Source organism: Methylobacterium sp. A49B (assembly GCF_053346215.1).
This window is the reverse complement of record NZ_JBKFBO010000071.1, coordinates 24,122-38,716: the sequence shown is the minus strand read 5'-3', so window position 1 is coordinate 38,716 and position 14,595 is coordinate 24,122. Positions and strand designations below refer to the sequence as shown.

9 protein-coding genes are annotated in these 14,595 nt (G+C 61.9%); 3 read left to right on the top strand and 6 right to left on the bottom strand.

The genetic code is table 11. The features are described from left to right. Positions 1-50 precede the first annotated feature (50 nt). Together ACLBX9_RS07170 and ACLBX9_RS07165 are read left to right on the top strand one after the other, a co-directional pair. Entirely contained in the window at positions 51-2,387 is a 2,337-nt protein-coding gene (locus ACLBX9_RS07170) for a sensor histidine kinase (protein WP_447718436.1), read from the top strand. Beyond that, complete coding sequence (locus tag ACLBX9_RS07165) at positions 2,384-4,393, top strand: hypothetical protein (RefSeq protein WP_447718435.1); 2,010 nt, start codon at positions 2,384-2,386, stop codon at positions 4,391-4,393. Before ACLBX9_RS07170 ends, ACLBX9_RS07165 begins: the two co-directional genes overlap by 4 nt. Before the next feature lie 490 nt (positions 4,394-4,883). Here the strand turns inward: ACLBX9_RS07165 and ACLBX9_RS07160 are convergent, their stop codons facing one another. From ACLBX9_RS07160 to ACLBX9_RS07145, 4 genes are all read right to left on the bottom strand, one after another. Next, positions 4,884-5,699, bottom strand: a complete 816-nt coding sequence (locus ACLBX9_RS07160) for a phosphoadenosine phosphosulfate reductase family protein (protein ID WP_447718434.1) — start codon at positions 5,697-5,699, stop codon at positions 4,884-4,886. Continuing rightward, positions 5,686-9,117 carry a hypothetical protein gene (locus tag ACLBX9_RS07155; protein WP_447718433.1) on the bottom strand — a complete coding sequence of 1,144 codons (3,432 nt, stop codon included), beginning with the start codon at positions 9,115-9,117 and terminating at the stop codon, positions 5,686-5,688. The genes ACLBX9_RS07160 and ACLBX9_RS07155 overlap by 14 nt, the downstream gene beginning before the upstream one ends. Then, positions 9,114-10,025: a DUF4007 family protein gene (locus ACLBX9_RS07150; protein WP_447718432.1), complete on the bottom strand. Its 912-nt coding sequence runs from the start codon at positions 10,023-10,025 to the stop codon at positions 9,114-9,116. The genes ACLBX9_RS07155 and ACLBX9_RS07150 overlap by 4 nt, the downstream gene beginning before the upstream one ends. A gap of 81 nt (positions 10,026-10,106) precedes the next feature. Then, positions 10,107-11,309 (bottom strand): cysteine desulfurase family protein, encoded by a 1,203-nt coding sequence (locus ACLBX9_RS07145; RefSeq protein WP_447718431.1) that lies wholly within the window; start codon positions 11,307-11,309, stop codon positions 10,107-10,109. Positions 11,310-11,865: 556 nt separating this feature from the next. On the opposite strand from ACLBX9_RS07145, the gene ACLBX9_RS07140 reads away from it, so the two are divergent. Continuing rightward, positions 11,866-12,201, top strand: coding sequence for a hypothetical protein (locus tag ACLBX9_RS07140; protein ID WP_447718430.1), 336 nt, complete (start codon positions 11,866-11,868; stop codon positions 12,199-12,201). A gap of 7 nt (positions 12,202-12,208) precedes the next feature. Here the strand turns inward: ACLBX9_RS07140 and ACLBX9_RS07135 are convergent, their stop codons facing one another. After that, positions 12,209-13,447, bottom strand: a complete 1,239-nt coding sequence (locus tag ACLBX9_RS07135) for a hypothetical protein (RefSeq protein ID WP_447718429.1) — start codon at positions 13,445-13,447, stop codon at positions 12,209-12,211. Positions 13,448-13,848: 401 nt separating this feature from the next. Next, on the bottom strand, positions 13,849-14,220 hold the full coding sequence (locus ACLBX9_RS07130) for a hypothetical protein (RefSeq protein WP_447718428.1): 372 nt from the start codon (positions 14,218-14,220) through the stop codon (positions 13,849-13,851). Between the last annotated feature and the right edge of the window lie 375 nt (positions 14,221-14,595).

Below are 14,595 nucleotides of genomic sequence, written 5' to 3'. Positions count from 1 at the left end.
GTCGCGACCAACGCCCGACGCCGCCATGCCTGCGCGATCCTGAGGACCCCGTGGCCTTTCGCATCGCCGCACGCACAATCCTGGAACTCGGAGCCGAGCTCATCAGCTCCGACGGGATCGCGATCTACGAGTTGATCAAGAACGCAATCGACGCAGGATCCCGGCGCGTCCGCATCGACGTGCAAGTCGCGATTCCGAGGAGCCTCTACAACACGCTGGTGGAAGAGATCGATACCCATCCCGGGCCGTCGTCTACGCTGAAGGCGACCTTGCTGCAGTCGCTCGAAGAGGTCGAGCCTTCACGGCGCGATGCGCTCGCGGCCTCTCTTGAGGCGCTGCAGACGGGCGGGGACATCGCTGCAGCCCTGGCCGCTTGGTACGCCGAGCACAACTTCATCGCCGTGCGGGACACCGGACACGGTATGAACCTGGACGACCTGAACGAGGTCTACCTCACGGTCGGCACGCGATCACGGCTGCGGGACAAGGCGCTACCGCGCGCGGCCGGAAGCCGACCGCCCCTCGGAGAGAAAGGCGTCGGGCGCCTCTCTACTATGCGGCTGGGCGAGAGCCTGCTCGTCGAGACATCTAAGGCGGGGGAGAAAGACACGAGCGAGCTGTTCATCGACTGGAACGCCTTCAGCCACGCCTCCGATGCCATGCTGGAGGATGTCCACGTCGAGCCACGCCGAGGCAAGCCCAAGCCAGACGCATCGAAGTCGGGGACCGTGGTGACCGTGCGCGGCCTCCGCTCGGACTGGGATCGCCGCAAGCTGGAGACGATCGCTCGCGAGGAGTTCGCGAAGCTCGTCGACCCGTGGGCCGGCGACACCGCCAACCGGATTATCCGCCTGACGTTCAATGGTGAGCACGTCGCCATTCCGGAGATCGAGCGTCAGTACCTTGAGCTCGCCCATGGCCACTGCGAGGCCGCGCTAGAGTTCCAGGAGGGCATGCCGGTCCTGCGTGGAAGGGTCGAGTACAGACTCAGAAAGAAAGAGAAAACATTCAGGCTCGGCGCGGCGGAGATCCTCTCCTCGGCGGGTGGAGCGTCGCTGGCCGCCCTGAGGTCGGTCGGCCCGTTCGACATGGAGATGTGGTGGTTCAACCGTATCCTGATCGCGGGGCAGGAAGGTCTCGGGACCAAGAAGGAGATTCTAGAAAAGATTGGCCAGTGGTCGGGCGGCCTCATGCTGTTTAGGGACGGGTTTCGGGTGAACCCCTACGGCAGCGGAGAAGACGACTGGTTAGAGCTCGACAGGCGCGCGTTCGCTTCGAAGGGTTACAAGCTGAATCGCCAGCAGGTCGTCGGCCGCGTCCGGATCTCATGGGAGAACAGGGGGCTGCAGGACCAGACTAACCGGGAGGGGCTCGTCTCCACGCCCGAGAAGCACGTCCTCACGGCGTTGCTGCGCCACATCCTTCTAGGCGAGTTCAAGACGTTCATCGAGGCCGAGGACAAGGCGGCCCGCGTCCAGGAACGCACGACGCTTGAGACGGTCGCCGAACGGATCGAGTCCGCCCAGGACGAGGTCGCGGACAAGCTCCGTCGCATCGAAGAAGTCTTGCCGAAGGAGCATCGCGCGCTCGCGAAGCAAACCTCCAGCGTCGTGAAGGAGCTGAGTGTCTACGTCGACGAGGCGAAGGAGCTCGGTGAGGAGTATGTCCGGGACCGCGCCCAGCTCGTCTACCTGGCCGGGATCGGCCTGATGGTAGAGTTCATCCTCCACGAGCTCGACCGCGCTACGTCCGGTACCCTCGCGACGCTCAAAGGCGTGAGCGCGGGGAAGCTGGATCGGGAAACAACGGCTTCCTTGAGCGTGCTGAAGGACCAACTCGAAACCCTGAACAAGCGCGTGGCCAACCTCGATGTGCTGGGCACGACCCGCCGCCAAGTGAAGACGAACTTCGACGTCAAGCAGACAATCGCCCGCATCGTCGACGGACGGGCCGGAGAGGCGCGACGGAGAGGGATGCAGGTCGGCGGCAGTTACGCAGATCCCGGTTCTTGGACGATCCGGGGCGTCCCGGGGATGTTCCTGCAGATCATCGAGAACCTGGCGGCGAACTCGTTCTACTGGTTGGCCCGGCAGGTGGAGGTCGAAAATGGCTTTATCCCACGCCTGACCATCGACACCGATCCAGCTGGAGGCACGGTGACGGTGACGGACAACGGTCCAGGCATCGACCCGACGATGGCCGAAAGCATCTTCGAGCCGTTCGTGACCCGAAAGCCCGCCGGCGAAGGTCGTGGGCTCGGGCTCTACATCTCCCGTGAGGTCGCGACGAACCAGGGCTGGCGCTTGGACCTAGTGCGCGAGCCCACGGTCCGTCCCGACCGCTACAACACCTTTGTCCTGGAACTAGCTGGCAAGAGCGTCCGATGAGCTATCAAGAAGCGCTCCGTGCTGCGTTCGAAACGAGCCAAATTAAGCGAATCGCGATCGTCGACGACGCCTACGACCTGCCTCGCCATGCGACCATAAAGCCAGAACGGTTGGGAGAATTCGAAGCGGGCTTCGAGGACGCCGTCGACGAGGATAGTGAGGCCGCCTCGGTCACCGCTGTCTGCGCTGCGCTGGCCTTGGCTCCCGACGCCATCCCCGACAAGGTGCGCAGCGACGACGAGGCCCTTGGAAAGCTCTGGGAACTTTACCGAGGCGCGGAACGCGAGACGCCTGTCTCAAAGCTTCTGCGTCCGCTTTTCGTCGAGTTCGACGTCGACAGGAGGGACAAGCGACGGCAGCTGGAGAGCTTGGAAGCCTTGATCGAGGACGCGAGCGGGATCGTCCCCGAACGGTTCGACTCACAGGCCCAGGCGACGGACCTCGTCACTTACGAGCTCGTCTTCCTAGATTTCTACCTTGAGCCCCCGGGGGGCCTGGGCGAGCTCGGCGGTGCGGGCCGCGAGCGGTCGATCGTGTTTCTGAAGGAGCTCATCAAGGCCTCAGCGAACCGGACGCCGCTCGTCATGCTAATCTCGTCCGAGGCGAAGGCCGACGACCTTGAGACCTTCCGTGAGGAGGCCGAGGTCCTCGCTAGCGCCATACAGTTCCTTCCCAAGAAACAGGTAGAACTCGATCCTTTCCGCGCTCAGGGCGTCCTGCTGGGCCTCGTCGCGAGACGCCGGGAAGTGGAGGCGCTCTGGGAGTTGCTCGACCATTGGAAGACCAGTGTCAGAGCCGCCTCCAGCGAACTTCTGGACTTGGTCCGACAGCTCGACCTCACCGACTACAGCTACCTCCAGGAATACCGCTTGAACAACGAGCGCATTCCCCTGTCCGCGTATCTAATCTGGCTGTTCAACGGTTATCTCGCCGACCGGGTCGAGGAACGGTTCCGCGACAACGTGGCGAGCAAGCTGGTGGAGAAGATCGCTTCGAAGGCGACTTCCTCCGGACGGGTCGCGCCAACGCCCGCAATCGCCTCACTCTATGGCGCAGTAACTGCCTCGGCCGTTCAAGCCGGAAGCGATGCGTTCAAGCCGATTGCGTGGGCCGGCGACATCTTCTTGGGCGTGGAGCGCTACGACATCATCTTCGGCCGCGCGCACGGGCCCAAGCCGCCACCGCTGCCCTACCCTATGCCGGACGTGCTCGGGATCATCACCCCGGCGTGCGATCTTGTGCCGGGGCGGTCGAGCTCCGACAGCTTGAAGACCGTCACCGCGCTCGGTGGCACGCTCGTGCCACTGTCGGAGGTGAAGTCGCCGACCGTCCACTTCATCGTGATCAACAAGCAACCCTTCCACATCGAATGGAACGCTAAGTGGCCGGTCACAATTCCCGTCGAGCAGCTGAACGGAGAGAGCGCATTCGAGGGGCGCTATTTGTGGGTCGGACGGATCCGCGAACCCTATCACGCTGACTTGCAACAGACCCTGGTCCGCCAAGTCGGACGGATCGGGCTGCCGGTCGTGCCGACCATGCCTCAGTCGCTCGGCGTCAGGATCATGGTCCGCGGCCCGGACCGCGCTTACCGCGTGGCCCTGGAGCGGAGGGCGGAGGAACGCTGCGCTTGGTCATTCCAGACGACGAAGGGGGAGCGCGTCTACCACCTCCGTGAAGACGTTGCGTGGCTGGTTCGCGACTGGGTCAAGGCCAACCGAGAAACCTTTCCGGACGAGCATCAAGGGAAGCTCGCGTCGAAGGTGGAGACCAGCGCCTTCGTATCCGCCCTACAGGAAGCCGTGATGATCAGGCGCGACACGCACGAGTTTGGCGCGGCGAGCGTGCGCATCCGCATCGTCGACCATTTGGACGGACAGACCGGGAAGGAGTGCGAGCAGCTTTTCGTCGTCTATCTCGGCAGGCATGCGCCTGCGGCGGCGAGCACGGACGCCGCCGGCGAAGTTCCGAAGCGGGAGAGCGCAGTCGTCAACGCCTCGGCATAGCCCTGTCCCGTTAAAGTCGGAGCTGGGCGGAAGACGACGGGCTACGGATGCGGAGCCTCACTATCTGGCAGACCGACGGTTGCCTAGCTTGGCCGCTTTACCACACACCGGTGATCCTGATCGGTCGAGTGTCGACCGGCTTAGAATTGGTCAGTTCCAAACTCGGGCATCGACAGTGACCGGTTCTGACACGTGAACCGAGATTAATCTGAGACGCCGGACTGGCGCGTTAGCCATTGCGCGCGGCAAGGTGGTGAAGCCTCGGTCGCTATGCAGACACGACTTCACCTCCGCCGACTGAATGACTTAACCGGAAGACTGATTTGCCAGCACCTGACCGGTTGTGCTGTTTGATATTGGCACGAGCAACCCACTTCCTTCCTCGAAGTCGAAGCGGCCATTATCGGGCGCGAATCCGCGAGTGGTTGTTCAGCTGGCCGCGGCTACGGCTCAAAGACCTTCCGGCAAACGCCAGGGGGGCGGCGCGTCCTCAGACGGTGCAAATCAAGCAGGCCTCGGCGTCCTCGTCGGCCGCCGTCAACCGGTCCGCGTAGACCTGTGCCAGAGTAAGATCGGCGCGCGCCTCCGCTTTTGCGGCCTTGCGTCGCGCGGTCTCCTTCCGGATCGCCTTGGCACGCTCGGGCCGCTCCAGTTCCGCCAGACTCTCGCCATCGCTCCACGTGAAGGTGTTCCCGCTCCCCTCGTAAGGACGCTCGTACTCCTTGGCCTTCTCGTACAGGTCGGGGTGACGCTCCTTCAGGTTCAACCACTCGATCTTCTGCTGGTAGAAACAGAAGTAGCACCCGGACCGGGTCCTACCCCATGAAGTGTAGGGCGGCATGCCAACGCCAGAGTCGCGAAGGATGCGCTCGATGTCGGCCAGGCGGAGGCCTTCCTCGCGAAACGGGTAGACTGGCGTGATGTTCGGCTTGTGGCTGATGTAGCCCGACCGGTCCTCATCGGCCCGCAGGCCGACATAGTTCATCACCGGCTCGTCACCGACGTAAGTTTCAAAAGGTTTGAGCTTCAGCATCTTCGTGCACCACCGCCGATGGTTCGACGGGATCATGCCGCCGTAAACGTCGTACCAGTGGTCGAAGCTCTGGTCGGCGTTCAGGCGGACGACCGCGCAGCCCAGGTAGTCTTGGATGCGATCGAGGTAGTCGTACGTCTCTGGCAGCTCCTTGCCGGTGTCGTTGAAGATGTATTCCATACCCGGGACCCGGCCGCGCATATGGATGGCGAGCGCGGCGCTGTCCTTCCCGCCCGACAGGCTGAGGATATGGCGGGGTTCAGTCTTCGGCATCGGCGGTCTCCTCAGTTGCTCGCGTGATCTCCTCAGCTAAGAGTTGGCCCAGCACGAAGGCCGCGTCCGACCGTCCGGCGAGCAGAGTGCGGAGCTTGCCCACCAGCGCCTTGTCAACTTTCTGCTGCCTGGGGTGGACGATGGCGGCGGACTCGTGGCCGGAGGGGTCCACCACGTGCACGCTCAGGACCGGGACCCGGCGAGCATCCTGCGCACGGGCCGCCGCGAGCCAGCGGGTTAGGCGGATCGCAAGGGCCCGGATCTCGAACGAGAAGCGGTCCAGCGTGTCGTCGCGCCAAGTGTCGAGGCGGCGCGTCGTCAGGAGGCTCGCAAGCGAATCCAACCAGGCATCATCGCTCAATTCCCGATCCAAAGTGCGAGTGACGAAGGAGCGCATGCGCGGCTCCGTCAGCTTACCTTCCACCGGTCCGTAATCCGCGGCGACCTGCCGACGGAGGGCCGCCAGCGTGCTCACGCCGAAGGAGGCCAGCATGACGTCGCTCGTGGAGGCACGCAGGCGGGCCGGAGCGGCACCGATTTCCTGCAGGCTCTCGCCCAGGATCGCGGCATATTGCGCGATGTCGAGCGCGCCGTTGTCCGGCGTCAGGCCACAAGCTTTGGGCAGTCGCTCGAACAGCATTTCGACGGGGTCTGTCGCCTTGTCGAGGGCGAGCCTTACAGCCCGCGCGATTGAGGAGACCTGCCGGGTCTCGCGGGCGAAGGCCGGAAGACCCAGATACCAAGTGAAGATCGCCTCGGCGAGCGGTGCGGGCTGGGGGGTCGGTTCAGCGCCCGGCTTCCAGATTCGGACGCCGGCCACCAGAGCTCGAAGCAGACTATCTGAGCCGTTGGCCGCCACCACGAGCCGGAACCCGAAGTTTTTTGGGTTCCGGGCGAGCCGCATCATGTGTGCGCCGCCGACGTCCGGGACGAAGGTGTTGCGTTCTAACAGGGCGATCTCGTCCCGGCGCGCCATCAGGTACGCGGTCAGAAGGACCAACGAGACGCCGGGTCGGATGCCGTACGGTGCTTCTTGCAAGCGGGTCAGGATGGCGTCGACTGAGACCGCCTCGCCGCCGGCTAGTATGGTCTCGATCCCCGCCCAGGCATGGTGCCAACGCCGAGGGTGCTCCGGGTCCGGAGCGTTGAAGCGCCAGTTCCCAGACGCGTCCTCCCGATGAAGTCCCGTCGATAAAAGCACCGAAAGGTAGACTGCCTTCTCGGGCGGGGTTCCCTCGATCCCGAGGCCCGGCACGTGCCCATGGGTAACCATACGCTCCAGGAGCCGCATGCGAGCGGTGGCGGCGGCGGACGACAGCTTCGAGCGGTTGAGGAGCTCGTTGTGGACCACGGGGGCAGCTGGGTACCTCTCGTCGCAAATCCGGCTGAGGAGCCGATGAAGAGCAGCCCGGTCCGGAAGGTCGACGGAAGCTCCCCCCACCAACCAGACACCTTCTGCCTCCTCGGCGGTGACCGGCCTGGTGAACGGCGTAAGCGCCTCGGCGAGGCGGTCCCCCGTCGTCTTGACGCGCTCGCGCACCTCGCGGCGTGCCAGGTCGTCGAGAGCCAGCTCCTGGCAATTTGTATCGACCCAGCGCCAGACGAGCAGTTCATGGGCCGCCGAGAGCAGCGAAGGCAGCACGATCCGTACGTTGACGAGTTCAGGTGTGTTTCGGGCGACCGCCTTCAGGCGCTCGATGACCTGCGCCCGATCGTCGCCCGGATAGATCAGCGCTACCGTGATCCACCCATCGATCCCCGGCACGATCGGCGCCGGCACGCCGTCGTCCTTAGCGAAACGAACCCCGAATGCCCTCAGAGTCCCGGTCTCGTGATAGTGCTTGTGGGCGACGATAGGTCTGGGTGGGGCGAGCGTCTCGAAGGCGGCGTCGAGCCGAGTCGGTGCCGGCACCTGCGCCCGCGCCCGCTCCAGCCACCCATCGAGGTCGACGCTGGTGCTGGCCCATAAGCCGTAGTCGCCCCGGTGGGGGCGTCTGTAGAGGAGCCGGCGCTCGACGAGAGCTGCGAGCGCCTTTGAGACGGTCTCCCGGTCGTCAGATCCGGAAAGGCAGTACGCGACCGTCTCCTCGTCGGGGCCTAGCCCGGGAAGCGGTTCCAGAATATTGAGCAGGCCGACGCACTTCAAGACGCGGGTCTCGGACGGCGGCAGGTCGGGGTGGCCGATCAGGGAGTCAGACAGGAGCGCCCAGCGCCGGGCCAGGACGCCGTCGCGCGGTCCGGCGACCCCTCGGGAGAGCAGGTGGTCAAGGAGATCCGGTAGGCGGTACCAGCGCCCGGCGCCGTAGGGCGCCGTCTCGACGAAGTTCCTGAAACCGTAGGGCTCGTTGCCCTGGAGAAAACCGAATGCGGAACGCTCGTTCTGCCCGAGACGGCGTGCGACTGCAGCGAGCGCGGCCACGGAGGCGGGATGGAGTGGGTAGAGCCGCACGCCGAGGTCAGCGATGCCGTCGCTCTTCCCCGGGAGGATGCCGCGGCGCGACGCCTCGGCGTAGAGCGTCCGACCCACCCGGGCCACCTCCGGGTCGTGCTTTACGGGCTTGAGCGCCTCGGCGAGGAGAAAGGCGGTCTGTTCCACGCCTTCCTGGAACGGTAGGTCCTCGAACCGTTCAGCGGAGCGCGTCCATTCTTCCTGGGCCCGGTCGCCAAGCGACGACGCATATTCCGCGAAGCGTTGATGAAGGACGCCAACAACGGCGATCGGAGCGTCCCCGGATCCGGCGGCCATCTCGCCCAAGCGCTGGAAGAGAGATGGATCGACCGACCCGCGGTTTAGGGTGGCATGCTCCAGGCAAAGACCCATCTCGTCCATCAGGATCAGGACACCGCCACGGCCGCCCTGCGCCTTGTCGAGCGAGCGGGCGTAGTCTCTCACGAGCTCAAGCACCGCATCGTCGTCGACGCGCCCGGCCATACGCTGCTCGCGGAGTCGTGCGGCCTGTTGCTCCACCGCCGTGCGCCGCCCGCGGCCGCGCAGGCGCGAGAACTTCTTCTCGACCGCCGAAAGGAGAAGCTCGCCGAGGCTTTCCCTCCTGCCCACCACCACGAGTGGCTCGTAGCACCGAGCCTGGCGGACGAGAGCGAGCTGGTCCGGGCTCCGTCGGGCGAGCAGGTCTCTCGCGGAACTCGGTTGCCCGGCCTGCTCGGCGAAGAGGCGGGCGAGCAGGAGAAGGAAAGCGGATTTGCCGGAACCGTACGGCCCAGTGATGCGGAACGCTCGGTGCGTCGATCCCTCGGCCAAGCCCTGAAGGATGCGCTGTAAGGTGTCGAGAACGGTCGGCGTGGCGACGTAACCCACAAGGGCGGCGGGATCGGAGAGATCACGTTCCAGTTCGATTGAACGCACGTAGCGCCGGGTGAGGCTGACCCGGTCGGCGATGACGGCGGTTTGAGAGGTCATGCCGCCACCTGCTCCAACTCACGCAAGGCACTCTTGCGCGTGGCCACGAGGTCAAGCCGGCCGACGCCGTCCTCGCGGATTTCCAACCCCGACACCGACCGGCAGACGGTGAGGACGCGCTCGTGGAGCGCCGCCTCGTCGAGCTTGAACACGCGACCTGGCCCGCCCCGGTCCAACAACAGCGAACGCAGGCTGACAACTTGGCTTCCGGGCGCGGCGCGCCGCCAGCGGTCGGCCAGCGCCTCGGCGAAGGCGCCGACCTCCAGGCCGGCCTTGGCTCCACGTTCGATCCGAACAGTCGGTTCGCCGCCGGCGTCCCCTACGCGGAGGAGCCGCAATTCCTGAAGCGGACAGCCCAAAGTATCTTCGAGGACGGTCTCGCCCTCTTCCGGCCCGGCGTAGGTCTGCAGGAGAACGGAAACGTGGGTCTGCAGCGTGTTCGTGCTGACCTCGCCGCGCGTCCGCGCCGCGCGCTGACGCACCATGGTGAGGAGATGGCGGCGTGTCACCTCCGATTCGGACAACTCGGCGAAGGCTACTTGCCAAGCTCCGAGGCGGGTGTGCGTGGTCAGGCGCCAATGGAGCCGCCACAGCGTGTCGGTCCTCTCAAGATAGCGGTCCCGTCCCTGAGTCGGGTCGAAGATCGAATGTGCGAACGGCGTAAGACGCACGATACGGCCGTCCGCCTCTAGTAAGCCGAGGGCGTCACCCCAGAACCGCAGAGACCGGACCATGTTTTTCCCGATGCCCAAGCGCGCAATCGCAGCATCGTCGTCCGAGAACAGCGCCGCGTCCTCGGTCACCGCATCGTACAGCTTGGGCAGCCATCCGTAGCGGAACGGAAACGACTCGTGACCCGAGTAGACCTCACGGGGCACGTCGACTGGCGGTAGATTGGATGGAGCCATGAAATCATGATCGTCACCGGCGGGAAAGGCGCAAGCGCCGCGGGACCACAGGGCGCGAATTTCCCCCGCAAACTGGCCGTCTCAGGATTCGATGAGCGCATTGGCCGCCGCCGATATGCGGTCGGCGGCGAGATCCACATCCTCTTCGCTAGTGCCGCGGCCGAGGCCGATGCGCACCGCTCCGTCCACGACGTCACGGGCTAGGTCCATCGCGAGAAGGACGTGAGACGGTTCGATGGCTCCGGACGAGCAGGCCGATCCGGTGGACAGCGCCACTCCCCGGACAGCCCCGACGATCGCATCGCCCTCGACCCCGGCGAAGGACACGTTGAGATTGCCGGGGAGACGGCGTTCCAGGCTACCGTTGAGCACGAATGGCGGAGCCTTCTCGCGCAGGCGGGCGAGAAGGCGGCTTCTCAACCGGGTCAGCCTCTCCGCCTCCGCCGCCATTTCCTCGGCGGCAATCCGGCAGGCCTCCCCAAAGCCGACCACGAGCGGAAGCGGCAATGTCCCTGGGCGCAGGCCGTGCTCCTGTCCGCCTCCGCTCTGGATCGGCCGTAGCCGGTCCCGCAACGCAGCTCGGCAGAAGAGAGCTCCGACGCCTTGAGGACCATAGAGCTTGTGCGAGGAGATGCTCATTGCACTGATGGCCATCTGCTCCACGTCGACCGTTACTTTCCCGACTGCTTGCGCCGCGTCGACATGTAACGGGACCTCTCCCATCCGACAGGCCGCCCCGATCTCGGCGATCGGCTGCAGCGTCCCGATCTCGTTGTTTGCCATCATGACCGACACGACCGCGGTATCGTCACGTAGCGCATTCGCGACCTCGTCGGGATCCACGAGCCCGTCGCCGTCGACCGAGACTGTCGTGAGCGCCCAACCGGCTTCCCTCAACGCGTGCGCCGTCTCCCGAACGCAGGCATGTTCGATCGCGCTAACGACTAGGTGGCCGGCCTTGCGCGGTGCCAGTCCCCTCAGAGCGATGTTGGTCGCTTCGGTAGCGCCGGAGGTGAAAACGATCTCTTCCGGTTTTGCCTTGATGAGTGCGGCGACGTGCGAGCGGGCCTCTGCCACCGCGGCGCGCGCGGCCTCGGCGCGTCCGTAAACGACGGAATGCGGGTTGCCGAAGCTCTCGCCAAAGAACGGAAGCATCCTGGCGAGAACGCGCGCGTCGATAGGCGTCGTCGCATGGTGATCGAGGTAGATCTCGTCAGGCGCCAGGCTCTTGATCCTGGCAGCTCCTAACGTCGGGTCGGGCGGGAGCCTCACGTCGTTCCGCATGCACCTGCTTCGGGATGGCCCATGTAGGGTTTTACGCACTGTCTGCCAACGGTCGATGGCAGGATGGGCGCGATACGTCGGAGTGTGTATCTCGCTGGCGGCACGTACAGCACGGAGAGTGTTTGACCGACGACCTCAGACGTTCCCCCGTGATTGGGGGAGGCCGGCGTCGTGATAAGCGCGACGCGTCCCACCCGTCAGTCGACAATTTAAGCTTGGAGTAGCAATCAGAGTGCGGCTTGCTTCCAGAGAATTGAGCGCTCGCGACGAGTCAATTCTTTTTCTGTCTACTTTTAGTATCGTCATCTAGAGGGCATGCGACTTGGAGAGCCGACCGCGCATTGATGACGGGGGCTTGATCCTACGTCAGATTCATGGCTCAAAGTCGTGAACTTAGATCCCACTTTATCGTTCAGGCCGCGGGTTAGGGGTGCGCCTTTGGCTTCGATCACGGCAGGTGAGCAGTTGTCCATACGGACATTAGAGTGCTTGTCTTCATGGTATGATTTATTGCAAAATGATTTAAGAATCCACCTGCCGTTCTATGGAACCAAAAATGACTTATGATTTGCATCTAACTGAAGAAGAAGAGTTATTTGCCGCGCTTGGCGGCGAGATACTTTCTGAGACAAAGATGGGTAGAAAAGTCTCGAAAAAACAGAAAAGTGAATTGGGTAAAAGCTGGCTCAAAGGTCATTTGTCAGAATTAAAAAAGATAATGTGTGGAAATTCGCTACTTGAAGACCTATCAACAAGCGAAGACACTACGGCCTTTTTAGCTGCAATTACTCCGCTGCTTAGTTTTTCGCCCACGACTGCCGCTTCATCTATAATAGCAATCTTGATTTCGAGAATTGGGTTCAGGCGTATTTGCAAAAATGAATGGGGATGATTTTCGCTCAGAAAAGATATTTCCTTAAGTCATAGGGCGCTCTTGAGCAGTCAATTTTTAAATTTTCGACTACCTCTAAAGCAATAGAATTAAGTGAGCCAGACATTAGCGGGGGCATGAAAAATTTATCGAAGCCGGCACCGACCTTCTCGATAAACTCAAGGACGCGTCTCGCCAAAAATGCGTCCTTGTGGTTCCCTGTTAGTTCGAGCCCCCGTTCGATTATGTACAACCTGTTCAAAGCCGGAGGGTGTGAATCGTCAAACTCGGCACCAACGGACCGAGCGGCCGATTCAATTAACAAAGCTAGGCCGAGAAAAACCGATGCTCCAGCACAGTAAAACGGGCCTAGTTCGTAATTTTTCGCCTGCTTGCCAACACGCAGCATCGCATCAAGCGCCCACATATCGGCAGCATATTCCATATAATGCGAAGGTGAGATAACAAATGTATTACTCTCATCGTGCGCACCGTTTCCAGAATTTTTCAGTGTAGGAAGCGCGTGCATTTTAGATGATTTGATATGCCCCAAGGCGGCATGACCAAGTTCGTGTGCTAATAAGAATTGCTCGCCTGCAGTGGTTAGGGGTATATCGAGGCGTGGCTTTTTAGAAAAATCATATTTTCCTTTTGCAAGATCATGCCTCACCGGGTCTACCGCTTCATTCTCTACATAGAATTTGATTGCTCTCCTCATATTTTCTAAGGCGTATTTCATATCGGTCTGTGATGTAAAAAATAAGATACAAAATATTTCAATTAAGTCTATTGCACCAGTAGCTGCGAGACATATAGCTGAGTTATCAATTCGGGTAGATTGCCCATTAAACCATCGAAATGGAAAGACGCCAATTGCCAAATTGTCTTTCATGCCGATAAGGTTATTGTGTGGATCTTCAATAAAAGGCTTACAAATTAGTCTTAGGAGTAGAGACGAACTTTCCTCTGAGAACACAGACCGAAATTTTTGCAGTATCAGTGCAAGGTCTTCGTCGCTTACTTTTTCATGATTATCTAAAACCTGTTGAAGACTGCTAATATATAAATCTTTTTCATCATCTGGGTATTTGCTAAAATCGATCATTTTATCTACATCTTTGGCGCTTCGGCCGACGCTTTTCAAATAACGCTCATAGATTATCTGCTGGTTAGGATAGGTTGTGAGCTTTGGAATAACTATTGATCTGTCTGCGGCGACTCTTTCAATTTTTTTCAATAAATTGCTGGTGGACTCTTGGTCAAGCAAAATAACCTCCTTGCATTATCATCGATGACATGAGGTGGCAGTAACTTCATATGATACATTTATATTGGGAGATATATATGAAATTTAATTCTCACTAATCGGACTTTAGGCAGAAACCCCAATACCAGTCGCGAGTTGACGGCGGGCGCAACGATGGTGTCCCATTTCAGCGAATCTTACTCGAAAGCGGAATAGCGGCAATCCTCCCAACTCGGTCATTCGGCTGCTCGTCCCAACAGGTCCGAAAACGAGGGTTGCGAGATGGCAAGGCAGCTCGTGCAGGCAGGGGGGCTCAAACAGCGTTGGTCGAGTAGCTCTTGATCCCAAAGCAAGCCCACCTGAGCCATCGTATCCAGCTGTCCGCGAAGGCTGGCATCGACAGCCCAAGCGCGCAAAACTGTCTACCGTCCGAAGTTCCAGATCGACACGCCTGTGGGCTGCCCCGGCTTGATGCGGTGAGTCAGGAACCGGAAGCGGATCTCGGTCCTGGTGATCGCCAGCACCGGCCCCCCTATGCCCAGCGCCAGGCCGCCGCAGCAATCGACGCGGGCGGTGCCGATCTCGGGGTGGACACCGAACAGGCGCGATGCAGTCCATTCGAGCGCCTCGGCCTGAGCTCCGAACGCGTCGAGGAAGGCGAGGGCACGTGCATGGACGACCGCCCATTCCCCGGGTCGGTAGTCCGGGCAGGGGGGCCGATGCGGACTGAGACCCACAAGGCCCGCCCGCCACAGGCCGACACCTTCCGACGGCGCTTCATCGGCGCTGAGCACGCCGGCCGCTTGTTCGGCACGGGCCTGGGATTCGGCCCGGTCCCGTGTCAGCCCACATTCGTACTCAAGGAAGGCGGCACGCTCGTCGAAGGTGGGGGCGTCGATACCTGACTTGGTCGACGTAGGAGGAGCCCGCACTGGCGCAGGTTTCCCACTCACCCTGGTCTTTCCCACCTCAACGTCGCGGGATGGACAAACTAAGTCTCTGCTTCTGCTAGCACTTCCCACACTTCCCACGTTTCCCACCATTTCAGAGAGAGCGGCACCGTCGCGCGCGCGCTCGCTCGCAGCCCCAGGCGTGGGCGCGGCGCGTCGCGCATGATTGACGGCACCGTCCATCCCTGCGGAGGGGGAAACGTGGGAAGTGCGGGTAAA

Bases quoted from the DNA above. Each gene is read 5' to 3' on its own strand.
- ACLBX9_RS07165 (WP_447718435.1), top strand. From the start codon at position 2,384: ATGAGCTATCAAGAAGCGCTCCGTGCTGCGTTCGAAACGAGCCAAATT.
- ACLBX9_RS07160 (WP_447718434.1), bottom strand. From the start codon at position 5,699: ATGCCGAAGACTGAACCCCGCCATATCCTCAGCCTGTCGGGCGGGAAG.
- ACLBX9_RS07155 (WP_447718433.1), bottom strand. From the start codon at position 9,117: ATGACCTCTCAAACCGCCGTCATCGCCGACCGGGTCAGCCTCACCCGG.
- ACLBX9_RS07150 (WP_447718432.1), bottom strand. From the start codon at position 10,025: ATGGCTCCATCCAATCTACCGCCAGTCGACGTGCCCCGTGAGGTCTAC.
- ACLBX9_RS07145 (WP_447718431.1), bottom strand. From the start codon at position 11,309: ATGCGGAACGACGTGAGGCTCCCGCCCGACCCGACGTTAGGAGCTGCC.
- ACLBX9_RS07140 (WP_447718430.1), top strand. From the start codon at position 11,866: ATGACTTATGATTTGCATCTAACTGAAGAAGAAGAGTTATTTGCCGCG.